Source organism: Mycobacterium sp. NGS22 (assembly GCF_059813095.1).
Window position 1 is genome coordinate 1 of the sequence record NZ_JCALDY010000050.1, and the last position, 18,094, is coordinate 18,094.

General features: G+C 67.7%; 16 protein-coding genes and 1 pseudogene. 7 read left to right on the forward strand and 10 right to left on the reverse strand.

The features are described from left to right. Window positions 1–375, reverse strand: a 375-nt coding sequence (locus AC5Y47_RS25005; RefSeq protein WP_499946941.1) for a hypothetical protein, incomplete at its 3' end; no start/stop codon positions are given. Window positions 376–687: 312 nt separating this feature from the next. Between AC5Y47_RS25005 and AC5Y47_RS25010 the strand changes: the two genes are divergently transcribed. The 3 genes from AC5Y47_RS25010 (at window position 688) to iniC (ending at window position 4,920) form a co-directional block, all read left to right on the forward strand. Continuing rightward, window positions 688–1,479: a hypothetical protein gene (locus AC5Y47_RS25010; RefSeq protein ID WP_499946942.1), complete on the forward strand. Its 792-nt coding sequence runs from the start codon at window positions 688–690 to the stop codon at window positions 1,477–1,479. A 106-nt stretch (window positions 1,480–1,585) separates the two neighbouring features. Next, window positions 1,586–3,430, forward strand: coding sequence for a dynamin family protein (locus tag AC5Y47_RS25015; RefSeq protein WP_499946943.1), 1,845 nt, complete (start codon window positions 1,586–1,588; stop codon window positions 3,428–3,430). Beyond that, complete coding sequence (iniC, locus tag AC5Y47_RS25020) at window positions 3,427–4,920, forward strand: isoniazid-induced dynamin-like GTPase IniC (RefSeq protein ID WP_499946944.1); 1,494 nt, start codon at window positions 3,427–3,429, stop codon at window positions 4,918–4,920. Before AC5Y47_RS25015 ends, iniC begins: the two co-directional genes overlap by 4 nt. A 2-nt stretch (window positions 4,921–4,922) precedes the next feature. Here iniC and AC5Y47_RS25025 read toward each other — a convergent pair whose 3' ends face one another. From AC5Y47_RS25025 to AC5Y47_RS25060, 8 genes are all read right to left on the reverse strand, one after another. Next, window positions 4,923–6,719: an Hsp70 family protein gene (locus AC5Y47_RS25025; RefSeq protein ID WP_499946945.1), complete on the reverse strand. Its 1,797-nt coding sequence runs from the start codon at window positions 6,717–6,719 to the stop codon at window positions 4,923–4,925. Window positions 6,720–6,801: 82 nt separating this feature from the next. Next, window positions 6,802–7,317, reverse strand: a complete 516-nt coding sequence (locus tag AC5Y47_RS25030) for an oligopeptide transporter substrate-binding protein (RefSeq protein ID WP_499946946.1) — start codon at window positions 7,315–7,317, stop codon at window positions 6,802–6,804. Between the two features lie 74 nt (window positions 7,318–7,391). Continuing rightward, window positions 7,392–8,162, reverse strand: coding sequence for a hypothetical protein (locus tag AC5Y47_RS25035; RefSeq protein ID WP_499946947.1), 771 nt, complete (start codon window positions 8,160–8,162; stop codon window positions 7,392–7,394). 27 nt (window positions 8,163–8,189) lie between these two features. Continuing rightward, entirely contained in the window at window positions 8,190–8,762 is a 573-nt protein-coding gene (locus AC5Y47_RS25040; protein ID WP_499946948.1) for a hypothetical protein, read from the reverse strand. 103 nt (window positions 8,763–8,865) lie between these two features. Then, window positions 8,866–10,293, reverse strand: a complete 1,428-nt coding sequence (locus AC5Y47_RS25045; RefSeq protein ID WP_499946949.1) for an amino acid permease — start codon at window positions 10,291–10,293, stop codon at window positions 8,866–8,868. Window positions 10,294–10,378: 85 nt separating this feature from the next. Next, window positions 10,379–11,059, reverse strand: coding sequence for an enoyl-CoA hydratase-related protein (locus AC5Y47_RS25050; RefSeq protein WP_499946950.1), 681 nt, complete (start codon window positions 11,057–11,059; stop codon window positions 10,379–10,381). Next, the gene (locus AC5Y47_RS25055) at window positions 11,056–11,706 is read right to left on the reverse strand and encodes a TetR/AcrR family transcriptional regulator (RefSeq protein WP_499946951.1); all 651 of its coding nucleotides are present in this window, start codon (window positions 11,704–11,706) and stop codon (window positions 11,056–11,058) included. The genes AC5Y47_RS25050 and AC5Y47_RS25055 overlap by 4 nt, the downstream gene beginning before the upstream one ends. 72 nt (window positions 11,707–11,778) lie before the next feature. Beyond that, window positions 11,779–12,474, reverse strand: a complete 696-nt coding sequence (locus AC5Y47_RS25060; RefSeq protein ID WP_499946953.1) for a YoaK family protein — start codon at window positions 12,472–12,474, stop codon at window positions 11,779–11,781. A gap of 327 nt (window positions 12,475–12,801) precedes the next feature. On the opposite strand from AC5Y47_RS25060, the gene dnaK reads away from it, so the two are divergent. From dnaK to AC5Y47_RS25080, 4 genes are read left to right on the forward strand one after another with little or no spacing between them, the layout of a single operon-like run. Continuing rightward, a complete protein-coding gene (dnaK, locus tag AC5Y47_RS25065) occupies window positions 12,802–14,673 on the forward strand; it encodes a molecular chaperone DnaK (RefSeq protein ID WP_499946954.1) in 1,872 nt (623 codons plus the stop codon). 49 nt (window positions 14,674–14,722) lie between these two features. Then, window positions 14,723–15,352 (forward strand): nucleotide exchange factor GrpE, encoded by a 630-nt coding sequence (grpE, locus tag AC5Y47_RS25070; protein WP_499946955.1) that lies wholly within the window; start codon window positions 14,723–14,725, stop codon window positions 15,350–15,352. A gap of 36 nt (window positions 15,353–15,388) precedes the next feature. After that, a complete protein-coding gene (dnaJ, locus tag AC5Y47_RS25075) occupies window positions 15,389–16,561 on the forward strand; it encodes a molecular chaperone DnaJ (RefSeq protein WP_499946956.1) in 1,173 nt (390 codons plus the stop codon). Then, window positions 16,558–16,941 carry a heat shock protein transcriptional repressor HspR gene (locus AC5Y47_RS25080; protein ID WP_499946957.1) on the forward strand — a complete coding sequence of 128 codons (384 nt, stop codon included), beginning with the start codon at window positions 16,558–16,560 and terminating at the stop codon, window positions 16,939–16,941. The genes dnaJ and AC5Y47_RS25080 overlap by 4 nt, the downstream gene beginning before the upstream one ends. A 5-nt stretch (window positions 16,942–16,946) precedes the next feature. Here AC5Y47_RS25080 and AC5Y47_RS25085 read toward each other — a convergent pair. Further along, window positions 16,947–18,094 (reverse strand): annotated as a pseudogene (locus tag AC5Y47_RS25085) (PPE family protein); the annotation flags it as partial.

Here is an 18,094-nt window from a genome sequence, read left to right on the forward strand (position 1 = left end):
CAGGTTGGTGGTGCTGTCGGCGGGGGGCTTGGCGGTGGCATCGGCGCCGGCGCCAATGCTGGTGGTGCGATTGGTGGCGGCATTGGTGGTGCTGTCGGCGGTCAGGCCGGTGGTGCCATCGGTGGTGCTGTTGGTGCTGGTGGTCAGGTCGGTGGCGCTGTTGGTGGCCAGGTTGGTGGTGCGCTCGGCGGGGGACTTGGCGGCGGCATCGGCGCCGGCGTCAATGCCGGAGGCGCGATCGGTGGCGGCGTAGCCGCGGGCGGTCAGGTCGGCGGCGCTGTGGGTGCACAGGCCGCCGCGGGCGTGGGTGGCCAGGCCGCCGTCGGCGCGGGTGCCCACGCCGGGATCGCCGGGCAGGCCGGCCTCGCTGGCCAAGCAGGGCTCGCTGGGCAAGCAGGTCTCGCCGGACAGGCCGGGCTCGCTGGGCAGGCCGGGCTCGCTGGGCAGGCCGGGCTCGCTGGGCAGGCCGGCCTCGCGGGACAGGCCGGGCTAGCCAGTCAAGCGGGCGTCGCCAGTCAGGCTCAAATCGCCAGTCAGGCGGGAATCGCCGGCCAGGCGGGTATTGCCAGCCAGGCCGCTTTCGGCGGACAAGCCGCTGCCGCCCAACCCGCGCTCATTGCCAGCGAAGGTGCCGCACTGCACGGCGCAGCCACCCCGCACGTGGGCGGCCCACTGGGCGGTGTCGGCGTGAGTGGCCAGTCCGGTGCCGCCGGCGGCGCCGGGATCGGTATCGGTGGGAATGCTCCCCTGAGTAACCAGCCGAACCCCCAACCAGCTGCGGTTTCAGCGGGAGCGGGGGCAGGCGCCGGCGCCCACACGGGGCCCGGTGGCGCCGCGGGCGCCGGCAGCGGCACAGTTACCGGTGGACCTGCCGGCGGTGCAACCGCCCCGGGCACCCACGTCCCGGCAGCGGGCGGACACGGCGACATCCTGGGTCAGGAAGGCACGACGCTCGGTGGCGGCGGGGGCGCAGGTGCAGGTGCCGGTGCCGGAGCGGGGACTGGCGCCGGAGCGGGGACGGGTGCCGGCGCTGGAACGGGCGCAGGCGCCGGAAGCCACACTCCGGGTGACCACGGCCCAACCTTCCCCTCCGGCCAAGGCCCGGTCATCCAGACCGGCGGTGGTGCCGGCACCGGTGGCGCGGGGACCACGACGCCGGGCGGGCACGGACCCGTCATCCAGACGCCCGGTGGCGCAGCGGGCACGGGCGACGCCGGCCACGGCGGGACCAACCCGCCGGTGATCAACGCACCGGCGCCGCACACCCCGACGCCGCAAACGGAGACCCCGACCCCATCGCACGCCCCGGGCGGCGACCACGGACCGGTGTTCACTCCGCAGCAGCACGAACCCGTCCAGCAGCCGACACATCACGAGCCGCAGAGCCCGTCGGTGTTCGGTCACGAGCCCGCCGGACACACGCCCCCGGCGCACACGGAGACGCCGGCCTCGCACGGTCCGGCCGACCACGGGTTCTGATTCGCGAAACACGTCCGAGAACCGGCGGGGACCTTCGTGGTCCCCGCCGGTTTGTCCGCATACCGTGATCTGACAGAACACGCGACCAAGAAAGTGGGGCAGCGCGGTGACGCAAGCCGATGACCCGCGGCGGGTCGGCGTGATCGTCGAACTGATCGACCACACCATCGCGATCGCCGAGCTACATGAACGCAGCGATCTGGTGCAGCGGCTGCGGCAGGCCCGCGAGCGGATCATCGACCCGCGGATCCGGGTGGTGATCGCCGGGCAGCTCAAACAGGGCAAGAGTCAACTGCTCAACTCGCTGCTCAACATGCCGGTGGCCCGCGTCGGCGACGACGAAGCCACGGTGGTCATCACGATCGTCAGCCATAGCGCCCAGCCGTCGGCCCGGCTCGTCGTCAAAGCGGGACCCAACGGCGAAACGGCCACCGTCGACATCCCCGTCGACGACATCAACACCGATCTACGGCGGGCGCCCCAAGCCGCGGGGCGCGAGGTGTTGCGGGTCGAGATCGGTGCCCCCAGTCCGCTGTTGCAGGGCGGATTGTCGTTCATCGACAGCCCCGGCGTGGGCGGTCACGGGCAGCCGCACCTGTCGGCGACCCTCGGGCTGCTACCCGACGCCGACGCGATGCTGATGGTCAGCGACACCAGCCAGGAATTCACCGAACCGGAGATGTGGTTCGTGCGCAAGGCGCACCAGATTTGCCCCGTCGGGGTGGTGATAGCCACCAAGACCGACCTGTATCCGCACTGGCGCCAGATCGTCAACACCAACGCCAACCACTTGCAGCGCGCGCGGGTGCCGATGCCGATCATCCCGGTGTCGTCGCTGCTGCGCAGCCACGCCGTCAGCCTCAACGACAAGGAACTCAACGACGAGTCGAACTTCCCGTCGATCATCAAGTTCCTGAGTGAGAAGGTCCTCACCCGCGAGACCGATCGCGTGCGCGACGAGGTGCTGAACGAAATACGTTCCGCCGCAGAGCAATTGACGATTGCCGCGGGCTCGGAACTGTCCGCTGTCAACGACCCGTCACTGCGCGACCGGCTCGCCGAAGACCTGGCCCGGCGCAAGAAGGAAGCCCAGGACGCACTCGAACAGACCGCTCTGTGGCAGCAGGTACTCAACGACGGGTTCACCGACTTGAGCAACGATGTCGACCACGACCTGCGTGCGCGGTTTCGTGCCCTGACCGACGACATCGAGCGGCACATCGATTCGGTGGATCCGACGCTGCACTGGGCCGAGATAGGCACCGACGCCGAGGACGCGGTCGCCACCGCCGTGGGGGACAACTTCGTCTGGGCGTACCAGCGCGCCGAAATTCTGGCGCTCGACGTCGCGAAATCCTTCGCCGACGCGGGTCTGAATTCGATCATGTCGCCCGAGCTGACCTCGCGGTTGATGGGCGGCAACTTCGGTGAGCTCAAGGCGCTGGCGGAGTTGGAAGCCAAGCCGCAGGGCAAGGGTCAGAAGGCGCTGTCCGGTCTGCGGGGTTCCTACGGCGGGGTGGTGATGATCGGCATGCTGTCCTCGGTTGCCGGTCTGGGACTGTTCAACCCGGTGTCGGTGGGAGCCGGCCTACTGCTGGGCCGGATGGCCTACAAGGAGGAAAAGCAGGCACGGGTGTTGCGGGCTCGCGCCGAAGCCAAAGCCAACGTGCGACGGTTCGTGGACGAGGTTTCTTTCGTGGTGGGCAAGGAGTCGCGCGACCGGCTCAAGACGATTCACCGCACGCTGCGCGACCACTACCGCGATATCGCCGTCGAACTCACCCGCTCGCTCAACGAGTCACTGCAAGCCACCGTCGCCGCTGCGCACCTGGAGGACGTCGAACGCGACACCCGAGTCCGCGAACTCGAGCGACAGTTGAACATCCTCAACCAGGTCACCGACAACTTGAACAAGTTGCGCAAGCCACCGGTCATGCTAGGTAAAACGTGAGCACCAGTGATCGGGTCCGCGCGATCCTGGGCGGAACCATCCAGGCCTATCGGGGCGAACCGGCCTATCGGCAGCGTCCCGACGTGTTCTACGAATTGGACCGCATCGGTGCGCGGCTCAACGAGCCCATCCGCATCGCGCTGGCAGGCACCCTCAAAGCCGGCAAGTCGACATTGGTCAACGCCTTGGTTGGGGACGACATCGCGCCGACGGACGCGACGGAGGCCACTCGGATCGTGACGTGGTTCCGGCACGGGCCGACCCCGAAGGTCACTGCCAACCACCGCGGCGGCCGGCGTAGCAACGTGCCGATCACGCACCGCGACGGGCTGAGCTTCGACCTGCGCAGGCTCGACCCCGCCGAGGTGGTGGACCTGGACGTCGAGTGGCCGGCCGAAGAGTTGGCGCAGGCCACCATCATCGACACCCCCGGCACGTCGTCGCTGACCCGGGAGGCTTCCGAGCGCACGCTGCGGCTGCTGGTCCCGGCAGACGGAGTGCCCCGGGTGGATGCGGTGGTGTTCCTGCTGCGCGCCCTCAATGCCCCCGATATCGCGCTGCTCAGGCAGATCGGCGGGCTGGTGGGCGGGTCGGCGGGCGCGCTGGGCATCATCGGGGTGGCTTCGCGGGCCGACGAGATCGGCGCGGGCCGCATCGACGCGATGTTGTCGGCAAACGACGTCGCCAAGAGGTTCACCAGTGAACTCACCCAGACGGGTATCTGCCAGGCGGTGGTCCCGGTATCCGGGCTGCTCGCCATGACCGCCCGCACGCTGCGGCAGGGAGAGTTCGTCGCACTGCAGAAACTGGCCGCCTCCGACGCCACCGAACTCAACAAGGCGCTTTTGAGCGTGGACCGTTTCGTGCGGCCGGACAGCCCGTTGCCCATCGACGCGGCCATTCGCGCCCAGCTGCTGGAACGGTTCGGCATGTTCGGCATCCGGATCTCGATCGCCGTGCTGGCCGCCGGTGTCACCAGCGCGGCCGCGTTGGCTACCGAGCTGTTGGAGCGCAGCGGGTTGGTGGCGCTGCGCAACGTGATCGACCAACAGTTCGCGCAGCGTTCGGACATGCTCAAGGCGCACACCGCTCTGGTGTCGTTGCGCAGGTTCGTCGAAGCGCACCCGGTCATGGCCACCCCGTACGTGATCGCCGACATCGACCCACTGCTCGCCGATACACACGCGTTCGAAGAACTCCGCCTACTGAGCCTATTGCCTTCGCGCACAACAACTTTGAAAGAAGACGACATCGCGGCGCTGCGCCGCATGATCGGAGGTTCGGGCACCGACCCGGCCAGCAGGCTGGGTGTGGATCCGCAAGAGTACGCGACCAACCCGCAGGAAGCCTCGCGCGCGGCGTTCGCCGCGGCACAGTACTGGCGCCGTCGCGCCGAGCATCCGCTAAACGATCCGTTCACCACCAGGGCATGTCGCGCCGCGGTGCGCAGCGCCGAGGCGATGCTCGCCGAATTCTCCGCGCGGCGCTGAGGTCAGCCCCCGGGCGCCGCGCTGGTCGGCGGACTGGGTGCCGCGCTGGTGGTCGGTGGTGGCCGCTGCGTCGTGGTCGGGGGCGCGGTGGTGGTCTGCGGATTAGTGGTGGTCGGCCGGGTCGTGGTCGGTTGCGTGGTCGTGGAGGTCGGCTGAGTCGTCGTGGTGGTCGACGTCGTGGAGGTCGTTGACGGGGTGGACGACGTGGTTGTCGGTGCGGTGGTGGTTGTGCTGACCGGGACCTCGGTGGTCACGGTGACCGGAGGCGGAGTGACCACCGCCTCGGTCGGCAGGCCGTCCGCTCCGGTGGTGCTGATGGTGGTGGGCGGTGGTTGCGACGTGGTGACGACCGGCCTGGTCTCGGTCTTGCCGACGGTGAGCGCCAGCACCAGGGCAAGCAGGATGGCCGCGGCCGCTCCGAACAGGCTCAGCAGAATGGCAGGGCGCCGGTACCACGGGGGGAGATCGGGCTCGTCGGCGTAGGGCTCTGTGTGGGCGCCGGTGTACGGCGGAGCTGGGGCGGCGTCGACCGGGCTGGTGTAGTCCGCGGGGCCGGCATAGGGGACGGGTTCTTCACCGGTGCCGCTGTCTTCGGACCAGGCCAGGGCGCGGTCGGTGCCCTGGGCGTCCCCGGGGAAGGCTTCGGTGGGCACCGCCCCGGTGGGTTCGGTCGTCGGCGCGGTCGGTGACGCCATGGTGGCCGCACCCGCGGCACCCGCTGCAGCGGCGGCCGCAGCTCCGACGGCGGGAGCAAGACCCGTGGCAGCCCCCGCCGACGCTGCCTGCTGCGCGCCGAGTACCGCTGCCCCGACGGCGGCGCTGAACAACGGTTGCGGCGTGGTCAGGACCGGTACCCTCAGGCGCTCGGCCAGTCGCGCGGCGACCAGCGGGATCTGGGCACCCCCGCCGACGGCGGCGACCGCGGCCAGGTTGGCAATGCCGTTGCGGTGCAACACTTCTCCGACAGCGTCGAGGAACCGATCCAACGGTGCGGAGATGAGTTGTTCGAAGTCGCTGCGGGAAAGGTGCTGAGTCCCACCGGGATTGCCCGTCGCGATGGTCGTCACCGTCGTCGCGGAGAGCTGTTCCTTGGCGGCCCGGCAGCTGCCTAACAGGCGCGTCACCGATCCCATCGACGTCGCGGTAACGGAGGTGTTGGTGTTGTCGACCCCCGGGGCGATGGTCGGCAAATGGTTCAGGATGAGCTGATCGATGTCGTCGCCGGAGAACTCGCTGAAGCGCACCGTGCTGCCCACCTGGTCGAACGGGGGCCCGGCGTTGGCCAGGGTGATACTGGTGCCGCCGGCGCCGAAATCGCACAGCGCGACGACACCGTCGCGCGGAAACCCGGGCTCGGCGGCCAGCGCGGTCAACGCGGCGGTGGCATCGGAGACCAGCGCCGGGCGGCCGCCGTTGGCCGTCAGATCCGGTTGCGCGAACAGTTCCTGGCGCAACGCGGCGACCTGGTTCTGCGACCAGTAGGCCGGGACGGCGACGGTGATCGGTGTGCCGTAGCCGACAGAGCGCGCCATCGCCTCGAGCGCCTCGATGGTCAGCGCCTGGCCGAGGTATTTGGTGCCGTCGGCGGCGACCAGTGGTGCGACATCGCCGACCCGCTCGACGAATCCGCGTAACACCAGTCCCGGCGCGGTGAGATTCGAGTTCTCCTCGGGCAGGCCGACTTCGGATTGCCGGTTTTCGAACAGCGTCAACACGGGGGTGCGAGAAATCGGAGCGCTACCCGAGCGTGCCGCGACCAGGTTGGCCACCCCGATCGACAACCCGAGCGACTCGCTCATATCCACACCCCTGTGTCCCTCGTGTTGCTGGCGGTCGACGGCCGTTCCCCACCATAGCCGTCGCCGATTCGGCGGGGACCGGTCACAGGCCGGGCGGCAAGTTGATGACGGTGGGCATCGACGGCAGCTTGATCTCTGACGGCAGTCGAGGGATCAGACCGGGTGCTGGGGAATTCGCCGGCGTGGTGGTCGGGGAGGCGGACGTGGTGGTTGTCGGCGTCGTGGACGTGGACGTCTCCGGGCTCGTGGCCGTCGTCGTAGTAGTCGTGGTCGTAGTCGTTGTTGTGGTGGTCGTAGTCGTTGTGGTGGTTGTTGTCGTGGTCGTCGTCGGCGCCGTGGTGGTGGTCGCAGGTGCCGTCGTCGAGATCCTGGTGGTGACCGTGACCGTGGCCGGACTCGGGCGGCCCTTGGACAGCAGGACGATGCCCCAGATGATCAGGCCGAGCAGCACGGCGATCAACACGCCCCAACCCACCAGGGCCGCCGGTTTGCGCCAACCGGGCGTCGGCTCGGGTTCCGGCGGCGGCCCGTCGTAGCCGTAACTGCCGTGGACGGTCGGGTCGTTGGCGCCATAGTCCGGCGGGTCGTACCTGGTCACGGCCGCCGATGCTAGCCGTCACGGCTTACCGCGATTTGCAGCCACGCGGGCCCGTTGCCGATCGGTGACCTGGCTCAGGGCAGCTTGGGCACCGTGATGGTAGGCCCGCCCGGGATCGTGATCGTCGACGGCAGCGGCGGCAGCTGCGGTAGCTGCGGGAGGCGATGGGTCGGTTGCTGAGTCGGCGTCTGGGCCGGGGGCTGGCTCCTGGGCGGGTTGGGTGCGGGAGCGGGAGCTTCGCTGGTGGTACTCGGCTCTGTGGTGGTCGACTCGGTGGTCGTCGTGGTGGTTGTGGTCGACTCACTGGTCGTCGTGGTGGTGCTGGTCGTCGTCGACGTGCTGCTCGGGGCCGGGCTGGGGCTGGTGCCGCCGCCGAACAGCTGGCTCACGCCGTAGCCGATCAGGGCGAGCAGTACCAGCACCAGCAGTGCCCACAGGATGAGCATCACGGGCTTGCGATACCACGGCCGGTTGTCGGCGTCGGGATCTTCAGGGTCGGTGAACTGCTCGGGCGGGACGCCCTCGACGGTCGGTTGATACATCAGGGACGGATCGCCCGGCTGGTAGGGATCGCCCTGCTGGTAGGGGCCCGACGGCGGAGGGCCTTCCACGGTCGGCTGGTGCATCAGCGACGGGTCTTGCGGCGCATACGGATCCGGCGGTGGACCCTGCACCGTCGGCTGGTGCTGCGGGGGCGGACCGTAGGGTCCGCCGGGGGGCGGGCCCTGCTGAGTCGGACCCTGGTAGCCGGGTGGTGGACCGCCCGAGGGCGGCCCTTGCGGCGGAGTTGCGCCGTATTGGGTCGGCTGCTCGTTGAAGTCGTCCGGTGGGCCGTAGCGTGCCACGAGTCGATGGTATAGGTCGCGGGCCGGTCAGAACGTGCTGACCTTGTCGATACTGACGAACATCCCGTGCCGGGTGCCGTTGTTCTCGAAGCGCGTGCCGTCCTGCGTGGCGACGATGGTCCAGCCCTGCGCGTCGTAGGTCTTGTATTCGATGGTCACGGTGGGGATCGCCCCGAGATTTCCCAGGATCCATTGCACGTTGCCGGCCGCGGTGATGTGCACACCGTTGGTGTGCTCACCTTCCTGGATCGGGGAGTTGGTGAACGGCGCCTCGCAGCCGACGCTCTCCTTGTTGATCTGGCAGCGCGTCATGCCGGACTTGGTCTCGATGAACACGTAACCGTTCTCGTCGGGCTTGAGCGGGATGGCACCGGGTGTGGAAGTTGGGTTCGGCCCGGGATTGATCGGCGGCAGCGCGACGGGTGTCGACGTGCCGGCCGGCGGCGGCGCGATCGAAGGCCGCGGCGTCGGGAACGCCGGTTCGGTCGGTCCGTGCCCGCCCGGGGCGGCGATCGGTCGGCCGTCGATGGTCGAACTGCATCCGGCAACGAGCACGGCGACGGCCAGCAGCCCCAACCGTGCCTTCGGCAACAACCGCACGCGCGACTCCCCGGATCTGGAAACGACAGGAAGTCAGATTATGCGCGTGAGCCCGCAAGGTGCTGCGGCGACGCGCTTTTGGAACGGCGCCGTTGGCAAAGTGTTACCCCGGTTCGGAGAGCTGCTCCGGGGAAGCGGCAGCGGCGCGCACCCGGTTGCGGACCAGGAACCAGCCGCCGATCAATGCGGGTATGCCGAACGCCATCGCGGCCAGCATCCACCGGCCGTAGACCTCGTCGAACATCATCAGGACCAGCACGGCTGCCAGGAACGCCAGCGTCACGTACCCGGTGTAGGGCGACAGTGGCATGCGGAACGCCGGGCGCTGCACCTCCCCGGCATTAGCCAGGTGGTGAAAACGCAGCTGGCAGGCGACGATCGTCGCCCACGCCACGATCACTCCGGTCGCCGCGATGTGCAGCACGATCTCGAACGCGTGCTTCGGGGTGACCGCATTGAGCCCGATGCCGAACAGGCCGATCCCGGCGGTGAGCAGAATGCCGCCGTACGGCACCCCGTTCTTGCTCATTACGCCGGTGAATTTCGGGCCGCTGCCGTTGATCGCCATCGACCGCAGGATCCGGCCGGTGGAATACAAACCGGCGTTCAGGCTCGACAGGGCGGCGGTGAGCACCACCAGGTTCATCAGGTCGTCGCCCCAGGACAGGCCGAGCTTGTCGAAGAACGTCACGAACGGGCTCACCCCGTCCTGGTAGGCGGTGTAGGGCAGCAGCAGCGCCAGCAGGACGGTCGAGCCGATGTAGAAGACCGCGATCCGGAACACCACCGAGTTGATCGCACGCGGCATGATCCGCTCCGGGTCCTCGGTCTCTCCGGCCGCGATGCCCACCAATTCGACTGCGGCATAAGCAAATACCACGCCCGCGGTGACCAGTACCAGGGACAGCACGCCCGTCGGCAACAGGCCTCCATGATCGCTCCACAGGCTCCAGCCGGTGTCGCGGCCTTCGATCTTGAATCGGCCGGCTAGGAAGACGGTGCCGACGACGAGAAACGTCACCAGCGCCAGCACCTTGATCAGCGCGGCCCAGAACTCCAGCTCACCGAAGAGCTTGACCGAGATCAGGTTCATCGACAGCACCACGATCAGCGCGACCAGTGCCAGAGTCCACTGCGGGATGGGTTGGAACACCTTCCAGTAGCGGCAGTACTGCGCAATGGCGGTGGTGTCGACGATGCCGGTCATCGCCCAGTTGAGGAAGTACATCCAGCCGGCCGCGTAGGCCATCTTCTCGCCGAAGAACTCCCGCGCGTAGGACACGAAGGATCCCGACGACGGCCGATGCAGCACCAGCTCGCCGAGCGCGCGCAGGATCAGGAAGACGAAGAGGCCGCAGATGCCGAACACGATGAAGAGCCCGGGCCCGGCCGAGGCGAGCCGCCCGCCGGCGCCCAGGAAGAGGCCGGTGCCGATCGCGCCGCCCAGCGCGATCATCTGCAGCTGACGGTTCTTCAGGGCCTTGTGATACCCGGCGTCTTCGCGGCCGAGCGCACTGTCGGACGGTGTCATCCAGGTCCTTATCGCCGTAGCTTGGGGGAACGCCGCGAGAATCGGATGTCAGGCTATCTCACCGGCGTCCCGCCGGCCTGTCTTGTTACCCAGGCCGCACCGCTGAGCTGTTTGTCGCGGTGAGCGCGGCGGTGGCCTGCGCGAACATGGTCTGTTTGATGGCCCCCAGGGTGCCGCGATCCTTACCGGCGAGGGGCCGCAGCATTTCCACCGCCGCGGCTGTCACCTCCGCCTCGTCCGCAGTGGCGTCGACGATCCCGAGGGCGGCGGCGTCGGTGCCACCGAAGCGGCGGCCGGTCGTCATCGAGGCCACCGCAGCCGGCGGAGTCAGTTTGGCTTGGATCAGTGCCGCCATGCCAGGAGTGAACGGAATGTGAATGTCTACCTCGGGAAAACAGAAGAAGCCGCGGTCGGCCCGCATCACCCGGAAATCGTGCGCGACGGCTAACATCGCGCCGGCGCCGAACGCGTGCCCGACGACCGCCGCGGCGGTCGGCATCGGCAGCGTCAGCACGCGCGCAAGCAGACCCTGGACCCGTTCGACATACTGCTGGGTCTGCTCGGCATGCGCGACCAGCCAGTCCAAGTCCAGGCCGTTGGTATAGAACTTGCCGGACGCGGTGGTCACCAGACCGTGCGCGCCGCTTGTTTCGATGTCGTCGAGGTGGGCGTTGATGTCGTCGAGAAAGCCGGGTGAGAAGCGATTTTCGTCGTCGCCGAGGTCGAGGACAGCGATCTTCTCGTCGTAGGTCAAGGTGATGGTCATGATGTCCTTTCGGGTCTAGGAGTTGGTTTTGGAGGCTCGGTTCTAAGCACGGCGTGCACCGCGGCGCGCAGTTGCTCGCGCGCCGTTTTGTCGTGTAACCGGTTGCGGCGCAGCAGGATTGCCGTCGGAAGATCGACGATGCACATGGTGATGGTGTCCACCGCCGCGGCGTCTTTGCGGTTCCAGACCCGGCGGGCGAGCTCGATCATCAATCCGATCAAGGCCGACTCGACATCGCGAAGCTGAGCTGCGAGCTTGTCGGGTAGCTCAGGATCCAACAGTTCGTCGCGCGGCAGTGTCAGAAGCAGGTGACATGAGTTCGGGTGCTGAGCGGCGAAGACGGCGGGTGCGTCAGCGGCGGCCGCCACCGCGGCGATGCCGACGTCTGGCCCCGAGGTGGAGGAGGCCGCCGAGATCGCGTCGTCCACCAACGCCTGTTGCGTGTCGAGGAAACGACGGCCGGCCCGCAGCCAGGCCTGAGCCAGTAACCCGGCTCGTGATCCGAAGCTGTGATACAGCGCGCCGTTGGAGACGCCGGTCGCGGCACTGATACCCCGGATGGTCACCGCGGCCGGACCGGACTGCACGGCCAGCGCCTCCGCGGCATCCAGCACGCGGTCCGGGTCGTGCTCGCGAGGGCGGGGCATGAAAACACAATAACAGAGCAATTGCTCTGTTATTGTTGCACGAGCGTGGACCCGGGTCGGGTAGATACAGTCCTAGGCGGCCACCGGCTCGACCGTCGCCACCCGGGGCCGGCGGGTGCGGCTGAGTGCGACGTTGACACATCCCATGATCAGGCAGATCACGGCCGGTACGACGAGTGCGTATCCGTCGAACTTGGCCCCGGCCACCAGGCCGGCGACCGCGCCGGTGAGGAACAGCAGCAGGGTCGTGGCCAGGATCGCGGCCTTCCACTTGTCGAAGCCGTGCTCACGGCTGCGGCCCAGCATCAACCCGAGGTCGGTGACGGTGCCGGTGAAGTGGGTAGTGCGGACCGCCATCCCGCGGAAGCTGGAGGTCAGGCCGTTCTGCAAACCGAGGGCCGCCGCTGCGAACAGCCCCTGGACGGCGGTCTCCTCGATCCCGAAGATGGCGATCTCGTTCTTGTCCGCGGTGACTCCGGCGGCGGCGGCCAACAGCAGGATGGCTTCGATGGCCAACACGGCGGCGTGGCGCCTGGCCAGCGGCATCCGGCTGGACGAGAGCAGCGTGCCGGCCACCGCGGCGCCTAGCAGGAACCCCAGCAGGATCGCGCCCAGGACGTGGCTTTCGTAGCGCCACGGGTGCGCGGTGTCCATGCCGATCTGGGTGGTGACACCGGTGAGGTTGCCGACCGGAACCGCCAGGGTGAGGATCGCTACCGCGTTCACCCAACCCGCATTCAGCGCGAGCACGGCGCTGTAGGCCAGCATTCTTCCTTGCGCGGACAGGCCGCTTCTGCGTGTTCGTTCCCCCGGCGCCATCTGCTCGACACCCACTCCCGCCATTCGAACCGACCCCGTCAAATATATAAGCACCAGATTGACCGGTAATTCCGTCGAACTGACCGATCTCATAGAGAGCGCATACCGCGCCCCCGGGAACAAACCCCGCGCCTACACCGTTAGCATGATCGACAAGTTGAGTGAGGCACACTCAAGTCTGAGTTGACAGGCACATGGCGGCCGGAGCAGTCTTGAGCGGGGTTCACTCAGCATAGTGCAACAAGCAGAAGCTCTACAGATTCAGGAGGAATCACTATGGCTCGTGCGGTCGGCATCGACCTCGGGACCACCAACTCCGTCGTCGCAGTTCTGGAGGGTGGCGACCCCGTCGTCGTCGCAAACTCCGAGGGCTCGCGGACGACCCCGTCTGTCGTCGCGTTCGCGCGTAACGGCGAAGTGCTGGTGGGTCAGCCCGCCAAGAACCAGGCGGTGACCAACGTCGACCGCACCATTCGTTCGGTCAAGCGCGAAATCGGCACGGACTGGTCCGTGGATATCGATGGCAAGAAATACACCGCTCCGGAGATCAGCGCTCGCGTGCTGCAGAAGCTGAAGCGCGACGCCGAGGCTTACCTGGGTGAGGACATCGCGGACGCGGTGATCACCGTTCCCGCCTACTTCAACGACGCTCAGCGTCAGGCGACCAAGGACGCCGGCCAGATCGCCGGCCTCAACGTGCTGCGCATCGTCAACGAACCGACCGCGGCCGCGCTGGCCTACGGCCTGGACAAGGGCGAGAAAGAGCAGACCATTCTGGTTTTCGACCTCGGCGGCGGCACCTTCGACGTCTCGCTGCTCGAGATCGGCGAGGGTGTGGTCGAGGTGCGTGCCACCAGCGGTGACAACCACCTCGGCGGCGACGACTGGGACCAGCGCGTCGTGGACTGGCTGGTGGAGAAGTTCAAGGGCACCAGCGGCATCGACCTGACCAAGGACAAGATGGCCATGCAGCGGCTGCGTGAGGCCGCCGAGAAGGCCAAGATCGAGCTGTCCAGCTCGCAGAGCACCTCGATCAACCTGCCCTACATCACCGTCGACGCCGACAAGAACCCGCTGTTCCTCGACGAGCAGCTGACCCGGGCCGAGTTCCAGCGCATCACCCAGGACCTGCTGGACCGCACCCGCAAGCCGTTCCAGTCGGTCATCGCCGACGCCGGCATCTCGGTGGGCGACATCGACCACGTGGTGCTGGTGGGCGGTTCCACCCGCATGCCTGCGGTGACCGACCTGGTCAAGGAGATGACCGGTGGCAAGGAGCCCAACAAGGGCGTCAACCCCGACGAGGTCGTGGCCGTGGGTGCCGCGCTGCAGGCGGGTGTACTCAAGGGCGAGGTGAAAGACGTTCTGCTGCTTGACGTCACGCCGCTGAGCCTGGGCATCGAGACCAAGGGTGGGGTGATGACCAAGCTCATCGAGCGCAACACCACCATCCCGACCAAGCGCTCGGAGACCTTCACCACCGCCGACGACAACCAGCCGTCGGTGCAGATCCAGGTCTTCCAGGGTGAGCGTGAGATCGCGGCGCACAACAAGCTGTTGGGCAGCTTCGAGCTGACCGGTATCGCACCGGCCCCGCGCGGTGTTCCGCAGATCGAGGTCACCTTTGACATCGACGCCAACGGCATCGTGCACGTCACCGCCAAGGACAAGGGCACCGGCAAGGAGAACACCATCCGCATCCAGGAAGGTTCGGGCATCTCCAAGGAGGAGATCGACCGGATGATCAAGGATGCCGAGGCGCACGCGGACGAAGACCGCAAGCGTCGCGAGGAAGCCGACGTCCGCAACCAGGCCGAGACGCTGGTCTACCAGACGGAGAAGTTCGTCAAAGAGCAACGTGAGGCCGAGGGTGGGTCGAAGGTTCCTGAGGACACGCTGAGCAAGGTGGAAGCCGCTGTGGCAGAAGCCAAGTCGGCGCTGGGTGGCGATGACATCTCCGCGATCAAGTCGGCGATGGAGAAGCTGGGCCAGGAGTCCCAGGCGCTGGGACAGGCCATCTACGAGGCCGCCCAGGCCGAAGGTGCCGCCGCCGGCGGTCAGCCCGGTGGTGGTTTCGACCAGACCGCGGGGGCCGACGACGTGGTGGACGCGGAGGTGGTCGACGACGACCAGGAGCGGCGCCAGTGAGCGCGCGCCGCGACGATGCAGAACGGAGTGATGAGGAGGAGCGGCGCCAGTGAGCGACGGAACTCAAAACCACGCACAAGAACCGGTGACGGTCACCGACAGACGGCGGATCGATCCCGAGACAGGTGAAGTACGGCAGGCCCCTCCCGGTCCAGCACCGGGAGGGGGTGCCTTCGCCGGCGAGAGCCCGGAGGAAGCCGACAAGGCGGCCGAGTTGCTCCAGGACCTGCAGCGCGTGCAGGCCGACTTCGCCAACTACCGCAAGCGGGCGCTGCGCGACCAGCAGGCCGCGAAGGACCGGGCCAAGGCCGACGTGGTCGGTCAATTCCTGGGCATCCTCGACGATCTCGACCGCGCACGGCAGCACGGCGACCTGGAGTCGGGTCCGATGAAGGCGGTCGCCGACAAGCTGACGGGCGTGCTGGGCGGGTTGGGCCTGACCGCGTTCGGGGCCGAGGGCGAGGACTTCGACCCCGCACTGCATGAAGCCGTGCAGCACGAAGGCGACGGCGGACCGGGTTCCAAGCCGGTGATCGGCACCGTCATGAGGCAGGGCTACCTGCTCGGCGAACAGGTGCTGCGGCACGCCATGGTCGGCGTCGTCGACACCGTCGCCGGCGCGGGTTCGGAAACCGGACCTGCCGACACGAGCGATAACGCCGACGACTCCGGTGTTTAGGACAGAATCGATACGAAGGTAAGGAGGTGACGCGACATGGCTCAGCGTGAGTGGGTCGAGAAGGACTTCTACAAGGAGCTTGGCGTCTCCTCCGATGCCGATGCCAAAGAGATCAAGACGGCCTACCGCAAGTTGGCTTCGGATCTGCATCCGGACAAGAACCCCGCCGGGGCCGAGCGGTTCAAGGCGGTCTCGGAGGCCTACAGCGTTCTGTCCGACGAAGCCAAGCGCAAGGAATACGACGAGACCCGCCGGCTGTTCGCCGGCGGAGGCTTCGGTGGCCGTCGGTTCGACACGGGTGGGTTCGGCGGCTTCGGCGGAGGCGGGGACGGCGCCGAGTTCAATCTGAACGACTTGTTCGACGCCGCCGGCCGGTCCGGCGGCGCCAACATCGGCGACCTGTTCGGCGGCCTGTTCGGGCGGGGTGGCAGCACCCGTCCCAGCCGGCCCCGGCGCGGCAAGGACCTGGAGACCGAGACGGAACTGGATTTCGTCGAGGCCGCCAGGGGCGTCGCGATGCCGCTGCGGTTGACCAGCCCGGCCCCGTGCACCAACTGCCACGGCAGCGGCGCACGCCCGGGCACCAGCCCGAAGGTGTGTCCGAACTGCAACGGCGCCGGCGTCATCAACCGCAACCAGGGTGCGTTCGGCTTCTCCGAGCCGTGCACCGAATGCCGGGGCAGCGGCTCGATCATCGAGCACCCGTGCGAGGAGTGCAAAGGCACCGGGGTCACGACTCGGACCCGCACCATCAACGTGCGCATCCCACCCGGCGTCGACGACGGTCAGCGCATCCGGCTGGCCGGGCAGGGCGAAGCCGGGTTGCGGGGCGCTCCGTCCGGTGACCTGTACGTGACCGTGCATGTGCGGCCGGACAAGGTCTTCGGCCGCGACGGCGACGACCTGACCGTGACCGTACCCGTCAGCTTCACCGAATTGGCTTTGGGCTCAACGCTTTCGGTGCCCACGCTGGACGGCAAGGTCGGCGTCCGGGTGCCCAAGGGCACCGCCGACGGCCGCATCCTGCGGGTGCGTGGCCGGGGTGTGCCCAAGCGCAGCGGTGGCAGCGGCGACCTGCTGGTCACCGTGAAGGTCGCGGTCCCGTCGAATCTGGAAGGTGCCGCGCAGGAGGCGCTGGAAGCCTACGCGGCGGCCGAGCGGTCCAGCGGGTTCGACCCCAGAGCCGGATGGGCAGGGAATCGACCATGAACTCGAAGAACCCCGACCGGGAATCGTCGCGCACGTTCTTGATCTCGGTGGCCGCCGAGCTGGCCGGTATGCATGCGCAGACGTTGCGCACCTACGACCGGCTCGGCCTGGTCCGGCCGCAGCGCACCGCCGGCGGCGGACGTCGGTACTCCGAGCACGACGTGGACCTGCTGCGTGAGGTGCAGCGACTGTCCCAGGACGAGGGCGTCAACCTCGCCGGCATCAAACGCATCATCGAGCTGACCAACCAGGTCGACGCGCTGCAGTCGCGGCTCTCGGAGTTGGCCGAGGAAGTGGCGGTGTTGCGGGCCAACCAGCGTCGCGAGGTCGCGGTGGTGCCCAAGAGCCGGGCGCTGGTCGTCTGGCAACCCCGCCGCTAGAGGCGTCAGGGCGTGTTGTCCCCGAAGAATCCCGCCAACTCGCTGCCGAAGTTCCCGACACCGGACACGAACGCCTGAGTCATCAGGTCGAGCATGCTGGTGTTGTAGAAGCCGGACATGAAGTTGCCCAGGTTCGCCCAGCCCGATTCGAAGGCGCCGACGTTCTGCAGACCGGAGACATTCACGCCGCCGCTGTTGAACATCCCGGACACCTGGCTGAACACGTTGCCGATGCCCGACACCGCGCCGTTGGCGGCGTTGAGCATGCCCGATGCGCCGCCCGCCCCGGAGTTGAAGAAGCCCGACGACGGGGCGCTGCCGGAGTTGAAGAAGCCGGGGCTGCCGCGCCACTCGAAGCCGAACGTGAACGGCCCGACCAGCCCGTTGCCGAGCATGTTGATCGGGTTTTCGAAGTTGAAGACCAGTGGCGTCTCCGGGTTGAGCACCGACGGGTCGATGGTGAAGGGGCCCAGGGTTTCGGTGGTGATGGGGATCGCCGGCAGCGTGCCGCTCAGGACGCATCCCACGAACGGGATGTAGAGGAAGCAGACGGTGATCTCCAGGCTGATCGGTATCTCGAACTGCGAGATGGTGAACATGTCCTGGGTGATGGCGTTGATGGTGCCTTGGATCGGGATCTGGATGTCGGCGGCCAGGTTGTAGTCCCACGGGATGCCCGGGATGGTGGTCTGGTAGGCGAAGCCGCCCAGACCCTGATAGTCGCCTCGCCAGAAGAACCCGTTGCTGTAGTTGCCGCCGTTGAAGGCGCCGGTGTTGAAGTTGCCGTAGTTGGCCCATCCGGTATTGGAGTTGCCGACGTTGAAGTCACCGGAGTTGTAGTCGCCGGGGTTGAAGCTGCCGGTGTTGTAGCTGCCCGGGTTGAACGCGCCGGTGTTGGTGTTGCCGGTGTTGAAGAAGCCGGTGTTGTAGTTGCCCGAGTTTCCGATTCCGGTGTTGACCAGGCCGGTGTTGAAGAAGCCCGAGTTGACCAGACCGGTGTTGCCGATGCCGGTGTTGAAGCGGCCGGAGTTCCCGATGCCCCAGTTGCCCTCGCCGGAGTTGAAGAAGCCGACGTTGTTGGTGCCGGAGTTGAACAGGCCGAAGTTGCCGGTGCCGGAGTTGAAGCCGCCGAACCCGGTCTGGGCGTTGCCGA

What these genes read in the sequence shown, in the direction of transcription:
- AC5Y47_RS25025 (WP_499946945.1), bottom strand. Translation starts at nt 6,719, where the DNA reads ATGAGCGAGTCGCTCGGGTTGTCGATCGGGGTGGCCAACCTGGTCGCG.
- AC5Y47_RS25045 (WP_499946949.1), bottom strand. Translation starts at nt 10,293, where the DNA reads ATGACACCGTCCGACAGTGCGCTCGGCCGCGAAGACGCCGGGTATCAC.
- AC5Y47_RS25050 (WP_499946950.1), bottom strand. Translation starts at nt 11,059, where the DNA reads ATGACCATCACCTTGACCTACGACGAGAAGATCGCTGTCCTCGACCTC.
- AC5Y47_RS25055 (WP_499946951.1), bottom strand. Translation starts at nt 11,706, where the DNA reads ATGCCCCGCCCTCGCGAGCACGACCCGGACCGCGTGCTGGATGCCGCG.
- AC5Y47_RS25060 (WP_499946953.1), bottom strand. Translation starts at nt 12,474, where the DNA reads ATGCTGGCCTACAGCGCCGTGCTCGCGCTGAATGCGGGTTGGGTGAAC.
- dnaK (WP_499946954.1), top strand. Translation starts at nt 12,802, where the DNA reads ATGGCTCGTGCGGTCGGCATCGACCTCGGGACCACCAACTCCGTCGTC.
- dnaJ (WP_499946956.1), top strand. Translation starts at nt 15,389, where the DNA reads ATGGCTCAGCGTGAGTGGGTCGAGAAGGACTTCTACAAGGAGCTTGGC.
- AC5Y47_RS25080 (WP_499946957.1), top strand. Translation starts at nt 16,558, where the DNA reads ATGAACTCGAAGAACCCCGACCGGGAATCGTCGCGCACGTTCTTGATC.